Origin of the sequence: Acidovorax sp. JMULE5 (genome assembly GCF_013376875.1) — a bacterium.
In the GTDB taxonomy this organism is placed as follows: domain Bacteria; phylum Pseudomonadota; class Gammaproteobacteria; order Burkholderiales; family Burkholderiaceae_C; genus Acidovorax; species Acidovorax facilis.
This window is the reverse complement of the sequence record NZ_CP035951.1, coordinates 4,751,798-4,769,306: the sequence shown is the minus strand read 5'-3', so window position 1 is coordinate 4,769,306 and position 17,509 is coordinate 4,751,798. Positions and strand designations below refer to the sequence as shown.

At 64.3% G+C, this 17,509-nt stretch carries 16 protein-coding genes; 9 read left to right on the top strand and 7 right to left on the bottom strand.

The features are described from left to right. Window positions 1-43 precede the first annotated feature (43 nt). From ccsB to EXV95_RS21655, 3 genes are all read right to left on the bottom strand, one after another. A complete protein-coding gene (ccsB, locus tag EXV95_RS21665; RefSeq protein WP_176888433.1) occupies window positions 44-1,393 on the bottom strand; it encodes a c-type cytochrome biogenesis protein CcsB in 1,350 nt (449 codons plus the stop codon). Further along, window positions 1,390-3,543 (bottom strand): cytochrome c biogenesis protein ResB, encoded by a 2,154-nt coding sequence (locus EXV95_RS21660; protein ID WP_176888432.1) that lies wholly within the window; start codon window positions 3,541-3,543, stop codon window positions 1,390-1,392. The genes ccsB and EXV95_RS21660 overlap by 4 nt, the downstream gene beginning before the upstream one ends. Before the next feature lie 159 nt (window positions 3,544-3,702). Continuing rightward, window positions 3,703-4,332 (bottom strand): cytochrome c, encoded by a 630-nt coding sequence (locus EXV95_RS21655; RefSeq protein ID WP_176888431.1) that lies wholly within the window; start codon window positions 4,330-4,332, stop codon window positions 3,703-3,705. A gap of 72 nt (window positions 4,333-4,404) precedes the next feature. Here EXV95_RS21655 and yihA point away from each other — a divergent pair, with 72 nt between their 5' ends. Beyond that, window positions 4,405-5,154, top strand: coding sequence for a ribosome biogenesis GTP-binding protein YihA/YsxC (gene yihA, locus EXV95_RS21650; RefSeq protein WP_176888430.1), 750 nt, complete (start codon window positions 4,405-4,407; stop codon window positions 5,152-5,154). Window positions 5,155-5,204: 50 nt separating this feature from the next. After that, window positions 5,205-6,110: an alpha/beta fold hydrolase gene (locus EXV95_RS21645; RefSeq protein WP_176888428.1), complete on the top strand. Its 906-nt coding sequence runs from the start codon at window positions 5,205-5,207 to the stop codon at window positions 6,108-6,110. A gap of 52 nt (window positions 6,111-6,162) precedes the next feature. On the opposite strand, the gene EXV95_RS21640 is transcribed toward EXV95_RS21645, so the two are convergent. Further along, window positions 6,163-7,032 (bottom strand): lysophospholipid acyltransferase family protein, encoded by an 870-nt coding sequence (locus EXV95_RS21640; protein WP_176888426.1) that lies wholly within the window; start codon window positions 7,030-7,032, stop codon window positions 6,163-6,165. Beyond that, window positions 7,029-7,892, bottom strand: a complete 864-nt coding sequence (locus tag EXV95_RS21635; protein WP_176888424.1) for a lysophospholipid acyltransferase family protein — start codon at window positions 7,890-7,892, stop codon at window positions 7,029-7,031. The genes EXV95_RS21640 and EXV95_RS21635 overlap by 4 nt, the downstream gene beginning before the upstream one ends. 132 nt (window positions 7,893-8,024) lie before the next feature. Between EXV95_RS21635 and metK the strand changes: the two genes are divergently transcribed. The 3 genes from metK (at window position 8,025) to EXV95_RS21620 (ending at window position 10,181) form a co-directional block, all read left to right on the top strand. Further along, entirely contained in the window at window positions 8,025-9,206 is a 1,182-nt protein-coding gene (gene metK / locus EXV95_RS21630; protein WP_056060126.1) for a methionine adenosyltransferase, read from the top strand. A 283-nt stretch (window positions 9,207-9,489) separates the two neighbouring features. Then, on the top strand, window positions 9,490-9,675 hold the full coding sequence (locus EXV95_RS21625; protein WP_055399302.1) for a DUF1328 domain-containing protein: 186 nt from the start codon (window positions 9,490-9,492) through the stop codon (window positions 9,673-9,675). Window positions 9,676-9,722: 47 nt separating this feature from the next. Further along, window positions 9,723-10,181 (top strand): hemerythrin domain-containing protein, encoded by a 459-nt coding sequence (locus EXV95_RS21620; protein WP_176888422.1) that lies wholly within the window; start codon window positions 9,723-9,725, stop codon window positions 10,179-10,181. Window positions 10,182-10,199: 18 nt separating this feature from the next. Here EXV95_RS21620 and EXV95_RS21615 read toward each other — a convergent pair whose 3' ends face one another. Beyond that, window positions 10,200-11,441 carry a diguanylate cyclase gene (locus tag EXV95_RS21615; protein ID WP_176888421.1) on the bottom strand — a complete coding sequence of 414 codons (1,242 nt, stop codon included), beginning with the start codon at window positions 11,439-11,441 and terminating at the stop codon, window positions 10,200-10,202. A gap of 159 nt (window positions 11,442-11,600) precedes the next feature. Next, on the bottom strand, window positions 11,601-12,272 hold the full coding sequence (locus tag EXV95_RS21610; RefSeq protein WP_055399308.1) for an NUDIX domain-containing protein: 672 nt from the start codon (window positions 12,270-12,272) through the stop codon (window positions 11,601-11,603). Window positions 12,273-12,436: 164 nt separating this feature from the next. On the opposite strand from EXV95_RS21610, the gene EXV95_RS21605 reads away from it, so the two are divergent. From EXV95_RS21605 to EXV95_RS21590, 4 genes are all read left to right on the top strand, one after another. After that, complete coding sequence (locus EXV95_RS21605) at window positions 12,437-13,315, top strand: cysteine hydrolase (RefSeq protein WP_176888419.1); 879 nt, start codon at window positions 12,437-12,439, stop codon at window positions 13,313-13,315. Window positions 13,316-13,340: 25 nt separating this feature from the next. After that, complete coding sequence (gene pncB / locus EXV95_RS21600) at window positions 13,341-14,534, top strand: nicotinate phosphoribosyltransferase (protein WP_176888417.1); 1,194 nt, start codon at window positions 13,341-13,343, stop codon at window positions 14,532-14,534. A gap of 4 nt (window positions 14,535-14,538) precedes the next feature. Next, on the top strand, window positions 14,539-16,239 hold the full coding sequence (locus EXV95_RS21595) for an NAD+ synthase (protein WP_176888416.1): 1,701 nt from the start codon (window positions 14,539-14,541) through the stop codon (window positions 16,237-16,239). Between the two features lie 219 nt (window positions 16,240-16,458). Next, window positions 16,459-17,496: a bifunctional nicotinamide-nucleotide adenylyltransferase/Nudix hydroxylase gene (locus EXV95_RS21590; RefSeq protein ID WP_176888415.1), complete on the top strand. Its 1,038-nt coding sequence runs from the start codon at window positions 16,459-16,461 to the stop codon at window positions 17,494-17,496. Window positions 17,497-17,509: the final 13 nt, after the last annotated feature.

Sequence of the window (17,509 nt, the reverse complement as noted above, 5' to 3'; positions counted from 1 at the left end):
AGTTGTCGGCCCCACCCCGATGCCCGACTGAGCCTTCATCCCGTCACAGCGTGCCGTAGCTGTGCAAACCGCTCAGGAACATGTTCACCCCCAGAAACGCGAACGTGGTCACCGCCAGACCCACCAGCGCCCACCAAGCCGACACGGTGCCGCGCAGCCCCTTCATCAGTCGCATGTGCAGCCAGGCGGCGTAGTTGAGCCAGACGATCAGCGCCCAGGTTTCCTTGGGGTCCCAGCTCCAGTAGCCGCCCCAGGCCTCGGCCGCCCACAGCGCGCCGAGCACGGTAGCAATGGTGAAGAACGCAAAGCCCACGGCGATGGACTTGTACATCACGTCGTCCAGGATCTCAAACGAGGGGAGGCGCGCCGCGATGCGCTTGCGGCCCAGCAGGATACCAGCCACGATGAAAGCCGAAATGCCGAAGTACACCATCCAGTAGCTGCCACCGTTCTCGGTCGCGCCTTGGCGGAACACGATAGGCTCGAAACACAGCACCACGCCCAGCAGCCACAGCGGCGCCAGCTTGTACCAGCGGGTTTCGGCGGCCTGCTGTTTGATGAGGTAGGCAAAGGCCACCATGGCGGCCAGCGCAAACGTGCCGTAGCCGATGAAGTTGGCGGGCACATGCAGCTTCATCCACCAGCTCTTGAGTGCAGGCACCAGGGGCTGGATCTCGTGCGCTTCGCGCACCACCGTGTACCAGAGCAGGAAGCCCACGGCGGCACTGACTACCAACATCACGAACCCGCCCAGTGCACGCGTGTCGTACTGCTGTTCGTAATACAGGTAGAACGCCGCCGTCATCCAGCAGAACAGCACAAACACTTCATACAGGTTGCTCACCGGGATGTGGCCGATGTCCGGGCCGATGAGGTAGCTCTCGTACCAGCGCACCAGCGTGCCGATGAGCGCCATGGCCACGGCCACCCACGCAATGCGCGAGCCCAGCATACTCATGGTGCGGCCCTCGCCGCGGGAGAACATGCCCACCCAGTAAAAGATGGTGCTCATGAAGAACAGCATGCTCATCCACAGGATGGCAGATTGGCTCGACAGGAAATACTTGAGGCCGAACACCGTTTCGGCCCGCGCCAGGCTACCCGCACCGTCTTGCTGGTACAGGCCGATGGCCAACAGCGCCACCGCAGCCACGATCAGCATCAGCGCACGCAAGGGGCGCCAGAACCAGCCCAACCAGATCGTGCACGGAATGGCACCCAGCAAAATACCTTTTTCGTAGACGTCCATGAAGGCGCCGTAGCGCTGCAACGCATACAGCCCGCCCACAGCCACGATGGCGGCAAACAGCCAGTCGAACCAGTTGCGGCGAGCAAAAAAACCCTCGTTCAGGGTGATCGTGGTGGCCGTGGAGGAAGAAGTCGCGGTATTCATGCAGTGCCTTCGCGGGGCGATGCCCCGATCAGTTTTTGTGCGAGCTGGACAAACTCCTGGTCGCCGTCCATGGTCTTGCGGTTGGTGGACAGGGCCATGGTGGCGTGGGTACGCCCATCCTGCGGCGCCACCCAGACCCAGACGCGCCGTTCGCGCACGTAGAGCATGGCAAAAACGCCCAGGATCAGCAAGGCACACCCCAGATAGACAACATTCTTGCCAGGGGCTCGCGCCACCTGGAAAACACTGGCCTGCACCTGGGTGAAGTCCTTGAGTTCAAACGCCAGCGGTGCGGGGTAGATCTGCGCGTCGCTGAGCGAGAGCACGGCCTGCGTCATGAAGCCCTGCGTCTGATCGTCCTGGGGAAGCGGCGGCAGGCCGGCACGCTGGCGCGACAACTGCGCCACCTCGAACAGCGTGCCGTTCAAAATGCGCACCAGCACCTCACCCGCCCGCGCGCGCTCGGCCTCGGGCACGTTGGCCTCCATGAAGTCCGACACCGCCTGCAGGCCACCAGTGGGCTTGCCATCGACCATGCCCTGGCCCGCAAACAGAGCCAAGGCCCGCAGTGCAGACTGCTGCAGCTGCTCGGCCAGATCCGGGCGCGAGGTGTCGATGGCCTGCGCCACATAGCGGCGCACGGCCTGTTCGCGCGCTGCGGGGTCGGCCAGGGTGGCCTTCATGCGAACGAAGCCGTCCATGCTCCCCTTGTCATCGGCTGGCACCCGCAGGTACCGGAATGGCTCTGCAGGGGTTTCGCGCACACCCAGCAGAAACACCGGCACGCCATCGCCCGTGTCCACGGGCAGCATGTAGTTGTGGAACTCACGCGCCTGGCCCGCTGCGTCCCGAAGCTTGTAACTCACGCTCGGGCCCACGTTGCGCAGTTCTTTTTTGGTGACGGTCTTGTTGGCAGCGCCCAGGCGGGATTCCACCGACTCGCGCAGGTCAACCTTGCGCACATCCACACCGGTGCCACCGGGGCCTGCACCCCCGAAGTTCTCGACATTGATGGTGCGCAGTGCTGTGAACTCCAGCGTCAGCGTCTCGCTGCCCGGGCCGCCACCGTTGTTGGTCAGCTGGGTGGAATTGCCGACCACTCCTTCGACCTCAATGGGCTTGGCGCCTGCCACCATGGGAACGCCGCGCAGCTTGAGGTGCGAGCCGCCGTCGTCAAAACTCGACTGGTAGATTTCTATGCCTTTGTAGCTGGCCGGGTGGTTCACCTCCACACGCGCGGGCGTCTTCTCGCCCGTGGCCTTGTCGTGGATGATGATCTCGCTGGCAAACAGCTTGGGCATGCCGGTGGAGTAGTGCTCCACGATGAACTTCTTGAGCTCGATGGCAAACGGCAAGTCCTGCAGCAGCACGCCGTCGGACTGATTCAGGATGGCCGTGCTCGATTGTGTGCCCTCAGCCACCAGCAGGTTGCCCCGAAAGGTGGGGTTGCGCTCGGAAAGCCGGTGCTCGGGCTTCACATCGGCAATCAGGCCGCCGCCCTGGTACGGTGTCTTGCCCCCCAGCAACATCTGGGCGCGCACGATGAGATCGCCGTCCAGCAGACCGCCCACACACACCAGCACGATGGCACTGTGCGCGGCGATGTAGCCCAGCTTGTTGGCAGCACCCGCCTTGGCCGCCACCATCCAGCCGGTGCCGGGGCCAGAGGTGGTGTCGCGCTGCTGCAGGCGCACTTTCCATCCGCCACCGGCCAGCAGGGTGCCAATGCGGCGCGCCTCGACCTCGGCAGAACCGCTGAGCGCAGCCTCGGCCTTGTGGTGAAAGGCCTTCAGGCTTTGTTCGCGGATGTTTTCCTTGTAGACCTTGAGGTCGATGAGGATCTTGGGTGTATTGCGGGCGATGCACAGCGATGTGCTGATCACCAGAAACGCCAGGATCAGCAAGAACCACCAGGCGCTGTAGACCGCATTGAGCTGGATGGCACCAAACAACTCCGCCCAGAAGGGACCGAACTGGTTGACGTAGTTGACCGCCGGCTCGTGCTGCTTGAGCACCGTGCCGATCACCGAGGCAATGCAGATCACCGTCAGCAGCGAGATCGCGAACCGCATGGAGGACAGCAGCTCGATCCCGGCGCGCCAGGCCTGGGAACCAGACTGGATGCGAAGGCCTTGGGTGTTATCGGACATGGATGAAAAAGAAAGGAGACGGCGAGGAGGCGCGAGAGAAGGAAAGAAAAAGGGCGGGACCATCTGTGCGATGGGCCCGCCCGTTTTGGGATTGTTATTGGCGGTAGGTTCCGTGCAACCCGGTCTAGCGGGCCACAAGATTGACGAAAATCAAGTCAATCAGCGCAGGCCAGCGATGTAGTCCGCCACGGCCTTGATTTCCTTGTCGTTCAGCTTGGCCGCCACCTGCGTCATCTGGGTGCTGTTGGCACGCGAGCCATCGCGGAAGGTGTTGAGCTGGGCTACGGTGTAGTCAGCGTGCTGACCCGACAGCCGGGGGTACTGGGCAGGGATGCCCGCGCCATTGGGGCTGTGGCAGCCAGCGCAGGCAGCGATCTGGCGGTCGGCGATGCCGCCACGGTAGATGCGCTCACCCAGGGAGACCAGGTTCTTGTCCTTGGCGAAACCGGGTTTGGCCGCCTTGGAAGCCACCCAGTACGAAATGTTCTTCATGTCCTCGTCCGACAGCGCGGTGGCGAAACCCTTCATGATGGTGTTGTTGCGCTTGCCGGACTTGAATTCCTGCAACTGCTTGACCAGGTATTCGGGGTGTTGCTGCGACAGCTTGGGGTTGGCCGCAATGGCTGAGTTGCCATCGGCGCCGTGGCATGCCGCACACACTGCGGTGTAGCTGGCCTCGCCTTTGACGAGATCCGGCTTGGCCGCTTTGGGGGCATCGCCCGCCGCATAGGCCGAAAAAACAGGTGCTGCCAGTGCGGCAGCCGTCAGCAAATAGGCGAGCAACTTCATATCGAGGGTCTGTGTTTATGTGCGCAAAACCTCGCGATTCTACAATGAGGCTTCCTCGCACCCTAATTCCCCATGACGACATCCTCTACCGCGCCAGTTGCTGGCTCCCTTCCGCCAGCCCCTGACGCCAAGATCGCCATGGGCTGGATGCATACCGCCAGGTTCCTGACCACAGCCGCGCAGCTGCACCACCTGCCGCCCATCCACGTGCCCGAGATCGCCTTTGTGGGCCGCTCCAACGCGGGCAAGTCCACCTGCATCAACACACTCACGCAGCAAAAGCAGCTGGCGTTCGCGTCCAAACGTCCCGGTCGCACGCAGCACATCAACCTTTTCTCTCTGGGCAAGCACGGCGTGACCGATGCGGTTCTGGCCGATTTGCCCGGCTACGGCTACGCCAAGGTGTCGCGCTCCGACAAGGTGCGCTGGCAGCAGGTGATGGTCAATTACCTGGTCAGCCGCCCCGGGCTCACCGGCATCGTCTTGCTGTGTGACCCACGCCTTGGCCTGACCGAACTGGACGAGGCCTTGCTTGAGGTCCTTCGCCCACGGGTCGAAGAAGGCCTGAAATTCCTCATCGTGCTGACCAAGGCCGACAAGCTCACACGCTCTGAGCAAGCCAAGATCCTGTCGATTACGCGACTGAACGCGGCTGGCGGAGAGGTGATGATGTTCTCGGCCCTCAAAAAGCAAGGCGTGGACGAGGTGGCACAGCTGCTGTGGCAATGGGCGCACCCGGTGCAAGCCTCCGGCGACGCAGCCCCTGCCCCCGCCGATGAGCCCCCAGAGCTCGGTGATTCTGAGGATATTCAGTCAAATTAGGCCCTAGCGCTTATCCATCAAGCGCTATTAGCTATTAAATGCATAGCGCAATGATCCAGACCGTCTCCATTCCCCTGCCCCACGGAACCACCCTGCAATGCCGCGTGAGCGGCGTGGCGCGCCGCCCAGTGCTGCTGTTTTTGCACGGGTTCCCCGAGGGCGCCTTCATCTGGGATGAGCTGCTGCTGCACTTTTCCCGCCCAGAAAACGGCGGCTACTACTGCGTGGCGCCCTACCTGCGCGGGTTTGGCCCGTCAAGCAGCCCCGCCGAAGTGGATGCCTACCGTGCCAAGCATCTGGTGCAGGACCTGGTGGCGCTGATTGCCCACGAATGCCCCGGCGGCGCGCTGGAATGCCTGGTGGCGCACGACTGGGGCGGCGCCGTGGCCTGGAACCTGGCCAACCAGCAGCCGCAGCTCATGAAGCGGCTGGCCATCATCAACTCCCCCCACCCTGGCGCCTTTGTGCGGGAGCTGGCACACAACGCTGCGCAGCAGGCGGGCAGCCAGTACATGCACTTCCTGTGCAGGCCTGATGCCGAGGCCCTGCTGGCCGAGGACGACTTTCGCCGCCTGTTCGCATTTTTCAACGCCCCAGACGGCAGCGCCCCCGCGTGGCTGACCGAGAGCGTGCGCGCCCAGTACCGCGCGCTGTGGCAGCAGGGCCTGACGGGTGCCTGCAACTACTACCGCGCCAGCCCCCTGCGCCCACCCCGCGATGGTGACCCGGGCGCGCAGGCCATCACCCTGCCCGAATCCATGTTGACGGTGACGGTGCCCACGCTGGTGCTGTGGGGCATGGATGACCCGGCCCTGCTGCCCGGCCTGCTCGACGGACTGCCGGGCTGGGTGCCGCAGCTGCAATTGCATCAGGTGGAGAAGGCCTCGCACTGGATCGTGCACGAGCACCCCGAGCGCGTGGCCCTGGAACTGCAGCGATTTTTTCAATCAAAATGATAGCTCCCAGCGCTTAACAGATAGGCGCTAGCCGCAGATTTGATTCAAATTTTCAGGAGTAAAAAGACGGTTCGCCTTCGGGCCGTGTCTTGAAACGCTTGTGCACCCAGTAGTACTGCTCGGGCATGGTGTTGATGACGGCCTGCAGCTCGTGGTTCATGCGCAGGGTGTCGGCCTCGGCGTCGTCGGTGGGGTAGTTCGCCCAGGCGGGCGAGACCTCGGCCACGTAGCCTGTGGGCGTCATGCGCGAATACACACCCACTACCTTGGCGCGCCCCAGCCGCGCAAACCGCGACAGCGACGGGATGGTGGCCGCCGTCACGCCATAGAACGGCACAAACACCGAATCATTGCGCCCGTAGTCCATGTCGGGCAGCAGGTACAACAGGCCGCCCTTGCGCAGGTTGGCGATGATGGGTTTGACGCCGTCCGAGCGGTTGAGCATGCGCACGTCACCAAAACGCTGGCGCCCGGCCATGAACCAGCCATCCACCGCCGGATCGGGATGGGTTGCAAAAATGGACGTGAATGCACGGCCCGAATGCAGCGGCAGCGCAAGGCCGCCTGCGTCCATGCCGTAGAAGTGCGGCGCAAACAAAATGGTGGGCGTGTCGCCGTCGAGCTCGTGCACGGCGCCTCTGAGTTGCACGCGCCGCTCGACCACCTCGCGAGGCGCGGCCCAGAGCCAGCTGCGGTCCAGCCAGGTCTGGCAGAACACCACAAAACTGGCGCGCGCCACGGCGCGGCGGCGCGCCTCGGTCCAGTCCGGGAAACACAACTCCAGGTTGCGCAGCGCCACCTTGCGCCGAGGCGCTACCAGCACAAACGCCACCTGCCCCAGCAGCCAGCCCATGCCGCGCAACACTGGCAGCGGCAGGTGCGCCAGCACCCGCATGAACCACACACCCAGGCGTCCCGTCATACCGTGCCCCCCACAGCAGGCTCGGCAGGCGCGGCCTCGGCGCGCGGCTGTTTGTAGCGGCCATAACCCCACAGGTATTGCTCGGGGCACTGGCGGATAAGGTGTTCCATGGCCTGGTTGATCTGCACAACGGCAACGTCCAACTGGTCCGACAGCGGTTGCGCCAGCGGCTCGAAATGGGTGACAAAACCACGGCCCCAGGACAGCCGCTCGCAGCGCACCAGCACAACGGCAGCACCCGTCTGCTGCGCCAGGCGCACGGCCAGGGTCATGGTGTAGGCATCGCGGCCAAAAAACGGCGCCCAAAGGCCTTGGCCGTCCGGCGGAACCTGGTCGGGCAGCAGGCCCACGGCCTCGCCGCGGCGCAGGGCCTTGATCATCTGGCGCACGCCTGCCAGCGTAGTGGGCACGGCCAACATGCCGGGCCGATTGCGTGCCGTCAGCATCACCTTGGCGAGCCAAGCCTGGCGTGCGGGGCGGTATAGCACGGTGATGGGGCCACGCTCAGCACTCCAGCGCCGGGCCGCTGCCTGGGCCGACAGTTCGAAGCACCCCTGGTGCGGCGTGAGATACAGAACGCCCCGCCCCGCCCCGTAGGCCCGCTCCACACAGGCCTCACCTTCGATGCGACAAGGCAGCGGAGCTCCCAGCCACAGACGCGGCAACTCGGCCACCATGCGGCCGGCATGGGACACGGCAGCACGCACATCACCGAACGAATAGCCTGCCAGCGCAGAATTGGCCAGGAATCGGCTCCGGTAGGTGGGTGATGCCGCAAACGCTACCCAGCCCATGGCTGCACCCAGGGCGTGCAGCAACCACAGTGGAAACACGGAAAAGAATCGGAAGACGACTGGCATTAAAATGGTGGGGTCGCTGAGTTAAATGAGCAACTTGCAGGGCGACGTAAAAAAAATCTGCTAAAGCGTTCGCCAGAGCTCCTTCGGGGTGAGGGCAACGCCCCAAATGCCGGAACACAGGAGTTTATTCAAATGGCGAACGACTTTCTCTTTACCTCGGAATCCGTCTCCGAAGGCCACCCCGACAAGGTAGCCGATCAGATCTCGGACGCGATTCTCGATGCAATCTTCAAGCAAGACCCCCGCAGCCGCGTCGCCGCCGAAACGCTGACCAACACCGGCCTCGTGGTACTGGCGGGCGAGATCACCACCAACGCCCATGTGGACTACATCCAGGTGGCGCGCGACACCATCAAGCGCATCGGCTACGACAACACCGACTACGGCATCGACTACAAGGGCTGCGCAGTGCTCGTGGCCTACGACAAGCAGTCCAACGACATCGCCCAGGGCGTGGACCACGCGAGCGACGACCACCTGAACACCGGCGCTGGCGACCAGGGCCTGATGTTCGGCTACGCCTGCGACGAAACGCCTGAGCTGATGCCCGCGCCCATCTACTACGCGCACCGCCTCGTCGAGCGCCAGGCCCAGTTGCGCAAGGACGGCCGCCTGCCCTTCCTGCGCCCTGATGCCAAGTCGCAAGTGACGATGCGCTACGTGGACGGCAAGCCCCACAGCATCGACACCGTGGTGCTCTCCACCCAGCACCACCCCGACCAGAGCGAAACACAAACCAAGATGAAGGCTTCGTTCACCGAAGCCATCATCGAAGAGATCATCAAGCCCGTGCTGCCCAAGGAATGGCTGCAGAACACGCGCTACCTGATCAACCCCACGGGCCGTTTTGTCATCGGCGGCCCGCAAGGCGACTGTGGCCTGACCGGCCGCAAGATCATCGTGGACACCTACGGCGGCGCCTGCCCCCACGGCGGCGGTGCTTTCAGCGGCAAGGACCCAACGAAGGTGGACCGCTCGGCCGCCTATGCCGCGCGCTACGTGGCCAAGAACATCGTGGCCGCAGGCCTGGCGCGCCAGTGCCAGATCCAGGTGGCCTACGCCATCGGTGTGGCCGAGCCCATGAACATCACGGTGTACACCGAAGGCACGGGCGTGGTGTCGGACGAACGCCTGGCCGCACTGGTGCGCGAGCACTTCGACCTGCGCCCCAAGGGCATCATCCAGATGCTGGACCTGCTGCGCCCGATCTACGAAAAGACGGCAGCCTACGGCCACTTCGGCCGCGAAGAACCCGAGTTCAGCTGGGAGAAGACCGATAAAGCTGCGGCCCTGCGGGCAGCAGCCGGGCTGTAAGCCCGCCGCGCGAACAGCGCGGTATCGGACTTCCGGCGAAGCTCATATCGCGCAGCGATGTGGGCGTAGGCCAAGAGACCGTCAGAGCCGCCCCACCTCCAAAGCCGCAACGCTCCGCGTTGCGGCTTTTCTTTTGGCGCTTCACCACTGCCCGCCAGCGGCCCTCTCCTACACCCACCGCCCGCCCGCACTGACGGCGCTGCCGACGGCCCCTCGGTATCGTTCCTGCACACCCTTTCGCAGCCCCGCGCTGCCTGAACATCCACTGCAAGGAGCGACCACCATGCTGAAGTACGCCATCATTTTTGCCCTGATCTCCCTCGTGGCCGGTGCCCTGGGATTCAGCGGAGTCGCCGCAGGCGCGGCGGGCATCGCCAAGGTGCTGTTTGTGCTGTTCCTGGTGATTGCCGTGGTGTTTGTGGTGCTGGCCGTCATCGGCGTGGGTGCCGCGCGCAAGGTCCTCAAGTAGCCCACCGCACCCTTGTCGCAGCCCCACATTCCCCACACAGCCGCACCATGACCGACACCACCAATATCTTTGAAGCCCTGCGCGAGAGCCATGAGCGCCAGCGTGCGCTGTACGGCGCACTGACCGACACCAGCGGAGACACCCCCGAGCGGCGCGAGCTGTTTGAGCAGCTCAAGCAGGAACTGACGGCCCATGAACGGGCTGAGGAACGGCACTTCTATATTCCACTGATGGCGCACGACGCGGGCATCGACCTGTCCCGCCACGCTATTTCAGAGCACCACCAGCTCGATGAACTGCTGGAGTCGCTGGAGAAGGCCGACCCGGCGAGCCCCAGCTGGCTGCCACTGGCCAAGAAACTGGCGGAGAAGGTGGAACACCACCTCAAGGAAGAAGAGCACCGCTTCTTCCAGATGGCCGGCAAGCTGCTGACCGAAAAGCAGAAAACTGCCCTGGCGGCAGACTACCGGGCGGACTACGAAGAGGCCAAGGCCGCCACGGCCTGACGCCCCTGCGCCAACCCATCAGGCTGCGTCTTCGGCCTGCACCACGCAGTTGCGCCCGCTGGACTTGGCCTTGTACAGCGCCGTGTCCGCGCGCTTGATCAGGGCGTGACTGTCTTCCTTGTGGTCCCAGGTCGCCACGCCAAAACTGGCGCTGACATGGCCCACCGCGTCGAAAGGCGCCCCTGCAATGCGCGCGCGCACCGCCTCGGCCATGGCCATGGCGGCATCCACGGGGGTTTCCTTGAGCAGGATGATGAACTCCTCGCCGCCAAAACGCGCAGCGCAGTCGGACGACCGCAGAAGTTCGCGCACGCGCAGCGCCGTGCTCTTGAGCACCACGTCGCCCGAGTCATGCCCAAAGGTATCGTTGATGCGCTTGAAAAAGTCGATGTCAAACATCACCACCGACAGGCTGCCCTTCTTGATGCGGGTGTCGGCCATCTCGGTCTCTAGCCTCTCAAAGAAGCGGCGGCGGTTGACCAGGTCCGTCAGAAAGTCCTTGGTGGCCAGGTCTTCGAGCTTGCGGTTGAGCCGCGCCATGGGCTCGATCACCAGCGACGACAGCGACAGATTGAGCCCGACGAAAAGCAACACAAAACTACCCACCAGCGCCGCCATCACCGTGTTGAAGGTCTGACGCGCCTTCTCCAGCGGGAAATACATCGGCACCTTCACCACCTGGATGCCCACCGTTTCGTTCATGCCCCAGCCAAAGCCGTTCTTGTCGCCATAGACCTTGAGCATGGTGGGTGGCGCCACGGCCGGTGTGCTGTGGCAGGCCAAACACTGGGCCTGCTTGATGGTGATGGGCCGCGCCACGTACATGGCGCGGTGCATGCCCTCGCCCACCTCGCCGGTCACCTCCTTCTTGAGGTCGGCCCGGCCTTCGCGGAAGTCGCTGATGATGCGCTCCTCCCACTCGTTGGCACGGTCGCGCAGGTTGGTGGGGTTGAGCACCGCCTCCTTGTACTCATAGCCCGGAAACCGGTTCTGCAGGCGGCGCAGGGTTTCGGTGGCCGCGTAGGCAGGCACCGTCTGTGGCAGGAATTTCTCGGCCAGCGTCACGTCCAGGTGGGGCTTGACCAGCTCTGTCGTGTAGTCGCGGATCGCCATGGCCGCGTGCATCATGATCTGCGAGTTGTGCTGCACCTCCTCGATGGCCGACTGCTGCAGAAAGCGGTGTACATAAACTCCCGCACCCGCCGCTGCCACCAGCAGCACGGCCGCCAGCACCAGGTTGAATTTGAGTCGCAAAGACATGGATTTCCCTCAGGTGCCAGCGTTGTGCCGGCTTGTTGTTGGTGGTGCAACGGCAGCCATCCTGGCCCGCGCGACGCACCCACCGTTCGTGGGACACAAAGTTTGCGTTTGTGCCAGATTTCCGCGCAGCGGTCCAATAGTTTGTGCGCTGCGCCCGCGCTACAGCCCGCGCGCGCTCAGCGACAGATTGCGCCGGTAGGCCGGGCGCACCCGGTACAGCTGCGCGGGGCGGTGGGCGCCGCCGCCTTGCAGCGCTCCCGGCACCGGCTCCAGCATGGCCAACTCGTCCATCTTGCGGCGAAAACTCACCTTGTTGACCGGCTCGCCCAGCACCGCCTCGTACACAGCCTGCAGCTGCGGCAGCGTGAACGGCTCGGCGCACAGGTGCACGGGCATGGACGAATACTGGCTTTTGCTGCGCACGCGGGCCACGGCGGCATCGACCATGGCACGGTGGTCAAAAGGCAGCGCAGGCAATTCGGCCACGGGTACCAGCGTTAGCGGCGCCTGCGCCAGCACCTCAGGCGGCACCAGGGCACAGTAAGCGACGGCCAGCGACCAGCCCCGGGGGTCGCGCACCGGGCCGGAGAAGGTGGCCAACTGCTCCAGGTACGGGCTCTGCAAGCCCGCCTTGTCGCGCAGCACCCGGGCCGCGCTGGCCTGGGCATCGGCATCTTCTTGCGCATGGATGTAGCCACCCGGCAGCGCCAGAGCCCCGGCAAACGGCGCGCGCTCACGGCGCAACAGGGCCACTTGCAACGCCCCTTGCTGCAAGGTCAGCAACACCACATCGACGGTACAGATCACAGTGGGCAAAGCGGATTCGGTCATGCACCGAGTTTGTCACAAGCATGAACAAACCGGCACCCAGATCGCGAACCACATTCCCTAGCGCAAATTCTTTGAGACCAATACGAAACAAGTGCTTTCAACTCAGTTAGTTCATTTTTTTTACTAACAAGATTACACTGCATCCAACAACCCAGGAGAAGACCATGCCCCGCAACATCCAGCTGCTGGTGATTGACCCGCAAAACGACTTTTGCGATCTGCCTGCCGCATGGCAGCCCGTGGATGCGCTCACCGGACAGCACACCGCCCCCACACTGCCTGTACCGGGTGCCCATGCCGACATGCAGCGCCTGGCCCAGTTCATCCGCAACCAGGGTGACCAGCTTGATGGGATCACCGTCACGCTCGATTCGCACCAGCGCTTTGATATCGCCCACCCTGGCTTCTGGCAGACCGGCGCGGGGGCCGATGTGGCGCCCTTCACCCCCATCACCGCCGCCCAAGTGCGCGCAGGCGACTACACACCGCGTGATACCACGGCCCTGCCCCGCACTCTGGGGTATCTGGACGCACTCGAAGCCCAAGGCCGCTATACGCTGATGGTGTGGCCGGTGCACTGCGAGGTGGGCAGTTGGGGCCATGGCGTGCACGCCGATGTACTGGCCGCCTGCGGGGCCTGGCAGCTCCAGCGCCAGCGCGCGGTGCGCAATGTGTTCAAGGGCACCAACCCCTGGACGGAGCACTACAGCGCCATCGAGGCCGAGGTGCCCGATGCGGACGACGAAGGCACCGCACTCAACACCGCCCTGCTGCAGTCGCTGGGCCAGGCCGATGTGCTGCTGATCGCGGGCGAGGCCAGCAGCCACTGCGTGCGCTCGACCACCGAGCACATCGCGCAGCACCTGCCCCGCCTGGTGACGGGCTGGCAGGCGAGCCGCATCGTGCTGCTGACCGACGGCATGAGCCCCGTGGGCGGATTCGAGGCGCAGCACCAGGCGTTTCTGCAGGCCATGCGTGCAGCCGGTGCACAGCTCGCCAATATGAATGAAATCAGGCTCCAGCGCTTATCTATCAAGTGCTAGCAGCTACCAATTTTGGAGCAACACCATGAACCCCGTCATCACCAGCCTGCTCGACACCGACCTCTACAAGTTCACGATGTGGCAGGCCCTGCTGCACCGCCACCCACAAACACAAAGCGAATACCGCTTTGTGTGCCGCAACACCCCAGCCTACCCGCTGGCCGAGCTGCTGCCAGAGGTGAACGCTGCGCTGGACCACCTGTGCAGCCTGCGCTTCACGCCCGAAGAGCTGGCCTATGTGGGCAGCCTGCGCTACATCAAGAGCGACTATGTGGACTTCCTGCGCATCTTCCAGTTCCAGCGCAGTTTCATCAGCGCCTGGGCCGAGGGCGAGCAACTGCACATCGTGGCGCAAGGCCCACAGGTGCATGTGATGGGGTTTGAGATCTTCGTGCTGGCCATCGTGAACGAGCTGTACTTTCGCCGTTTTGACGCGGCCCAGGCCCTCGCCAGCGGCCGTGCACGGCTGGCCGCCAAAGTGCATCAGCTGCAGGCCCTGGCCCGGCAGGCCACGCTGCGCCACCCTTTCGAGCTGTTCGACTTTGGCCTGCGCCGCCGCTACAGCGGCGCCTGGCAGCGCGAGGTGGTGCAGACCTTTGCCACACAAACGCCGCAGTGGTTCAAGGGCACCAGCAACGTGCTGCTGGCACGCGATTTGAACCTGGTGCCCATCGGCACCATGGCGCACGAGTATTTGCAGACCTACCAGTCCCTGGGCGTGCGGCTGCGCGACTTCCAAAAGGCCGCGCTCGAAGACTGGGTGCAGGAATACAGGGGCGACCTGGGCATTGCGCTGACCGACACCGTGGGCATGGACGCCTTTCTCGCTGACTTTGACCTGTACTTCGCCAAGCTGTTCGACGGCCTGCGCCACGACTCGGGCGACCCGGTTGCCTGGGGCGAAAAAGCCCTCGCGCACTACACCCGGCTGCGCATCGACGCACACACCAAGCGGCTGGTGTTCTCGGACGGGCTCGACCTCGAACGCGCCCTCATGCTGTACCGCCACTTTGGCGACCGCACGCAGCTCGGCTTTGGCATTGGCACCAACCTGACCAACGACATGGGTGCAGACCACAAGCCGCTGAACATCGTGATGAAACTGGTGCGCGCCAACGGGCAGCCCGTGGCCAAGCTGTCGGACACGCCCGGCAAGACGCTGTGCGACGATGAAACCTACCTGGCCTACCTGCGTCAAGTTTTCAACGTGAAGGACTGACACCATGCTCCGCATCACCCTTGCACAGCTCAACTTCACTGTCGGCGACATCGAAGGCAACGTGGCCCGCATGGTGTCCGCAGCCCAGCAAGCCGCGCGCGAGCAGGCTGACCTCATCGTGTTCAGCGAGCTGTCGCTGTGCGGCTACTACCCCGGCGACATGCTGGAGGAAACCGGCTTTCAGCAACGCATGGAGGCCGGCATCTCCGCGTTACAACAGGCCTCTGCTGAATTACCCCAGCTGCACTGGGTGTTGGGCGCGCCCACACCCGCGCGCGGCCCCGGCAAGCGCTTGCACAACAGCCTGCTGGTGCTGCAAGGCGGGGCTGTGCGCTTGCAATACGCCAAGCAGCTACTGCCCACGTACAACATCTTTGACGAGCGCCGCCACTTCGAGCCCGGCCCGGACGTCGCCAAGGTGCTGCGCATCGGCAGCACGCAGGTGGGCCTGCTGATCTGCGAAGACGGCTGGAACGACCACGGCGCCGACTACGCCACCAACCCTTTCGAGCGCATGCGCGACGCCGCGCCCGACCTGGTGGTGAGCATCAACGCCAGCCCCAGCCACACCGGCAAACGCGAGCAGCGTCACCAGATCTTTGCCGACGCTGCGCGCCGCCACGGCCTGCCGATCCTGTACGTGAACCAGATCGGTGGGCATGACCAGGTGGTGTACGACGGCGCATCGTTCGCGGCCGAGCCCGATGCGGGTGTCGTCTTCGAAGCCCAGCGGTTTGTGGAAGACGTGCGCACGCTCCAGTTCGACAACGGGCATTTTCTGAGCGCGGAAGGCGCACGCCCCGCCCCCGTGCCCGCACAGGGTCTGCCCACCATGGACTTCTACCGCCAGCAAATCGTGCTGGGCCTGCGCGACTACGCGCGGCGCTGTGGCTTTACGCAGGTGGTGGTGGGCAGCTCTGGCGGCATCGACAGCGCACTGACGCTGGCGCTCGCTGTAGAGGCGCTGGGTGCGAACAACGTGGTGGGCGTGACCATGCCCTCGCGTTACTCCAGCAGCGGCTCGGTCGATGACTCGGTGGCGTTGTGCAACAACCTCGGCGTGCGGCTCTTCACCCACCCGATTGCCGAGCTGGTGGCGGGCTATGCGCAGCAGTTCGAGGCCAGCTTTGGCCAACCGCTGCAAGGCCTACCGCTCGAAAATCTGCAGGCGCGCATTCGCGGAACGGTGCTGATGGAATACTCCAACGCCTTCGGCCACCTGCTGCTCACCACGGGCAACAAGAGCGAAATCTCGGTGGGCTATTGCACGCTGTATGGCGACACCAATGGCGGCCTGGGCCTGATTGGCGACCTCTACAAGACGGAGGTGTTTGCCCTGTCGCGCCACGTCAACGAACACGCCGGGCGCGCGCTGATTCCGCAGGCCATCATCGACAAGGAACCCTCTGCCGAACTGGCACCCGGCCAGCGCGATGTGGACAGCCTGCCGCCCTACCCCGTGCTCGACGAAGTGCTCAAGCTGCTGATCGAAGGCGACCGCCTTTCTGCCGCGGAGCACCAGGCGGCCCAGAATTTTGTGGCGCAGCTGCAGACCGACGACGCGGGCCGCGCCCTGGTGCAGCGCGTCCGCATGATGGTCGCGCGCAACGAATACAAACGCCGCCAGGCCCCGCCCATCGTGCGCGTGCGGGCGCGGGCTTTTGGCAGCGGGCGGCAGATGCCGATTGCTGCGCGGTATGTGTAATACGGCTCCAGGGTAAAATTACTACCAAAAAGATAGCTGCAAGCGCTTTATGGATAAGCGCTAGCGACCAAAAACATTGAGAGCGGCTCACAAAACTCAGCGCAGCGGCCCTGGCTAGGCGTTCCGTCGCAGGCAGTACAAGCGGTACGACAAGACGGAACAACGACGCCAGGGGAGTTTTGTGAGCCGCTCTTAGAACCCGACAACGACTGGAGACACATGGTCGATACCGCCATCTACATCGGGCGTTTTGAGCCCGTGCACAACGGCCACATGGCGCTGCTGCAGCGCGCGCTCGACAGCGCGCAGCAGGTCATCGTGGTGGTGGGCTCGGCCTGGCAGGCACGCTCGCCCAAGAACCCCTTCACCTGGCCAGAGCGCGAGGCCATGCTGCGCAATGCGTTGCCCGAGGCCGACCGCAGCCGCATGGTGGTCCTGCCCATGCGCGACTATTACAACGAGGCGGTCTGGGTGCAGGCCGTGCGCCAGGGCGTGGCGCGGCTGACGACACCCGGTGCGCGGATCGGTCTGGTGGGCCACTTCAAGGACGCCACCAGCGGCTACCTGAGCGCGTTCCCGGGCTGGGAGCTGATCCATATGGAGCGCCAGGGCCCCATCGACGCCACCGCCATCCGCGACGCCTGGTTTGGCGCAACGCCCGACACGGTGCAGTCCACCCTCACCCCCCTGGCCGACCAGATGCCTGCCAGCACCCTGGCAACCCTGACGGAGTTTGCACACACCCAGCACTACCTGGCGCTGCAGCAGGAGTGGCAGATGCTGCGCGGCTACCGCCAGGCCTGGGCTGCCGCGCCCTACCCGCCCGTGTTCGTGACGGTGGACGCCGTGCTGCGCTGCCAAGACCATGTGCTGCTGATCCGCCGCGCACACGCACCCGGCAAGGGCCAGCTGGCCGTGCCCGGTGGCTTCATCGAACAGCGCGAAACGGTGTGGCAGTCCTGCCTGCGCGAACTGGTGGAAGAAACCCACTGCCACCTGCCCGAGGCCACCATGCGCGCCGCGCTGCAGTCCGTGGCCGTGTTCGACCACCCCGACCGCAGCCAGCGCGGCCGCACCATCACGCATGCGCACTACTTTGATTTGGGAGATGCGCAGTTTCCAAACGTGCAAGCAGACGACGACGCGCTGCAGGTGCAGTGGACACGCATCGACCAGCTGGCGGGGATGGAAGAGGAATTCTTTGAAGACCACTTCCACATGCTGGACCACTTCCTGGGGCTGACGGAGCTGCACTGACAACGTGCAGCCA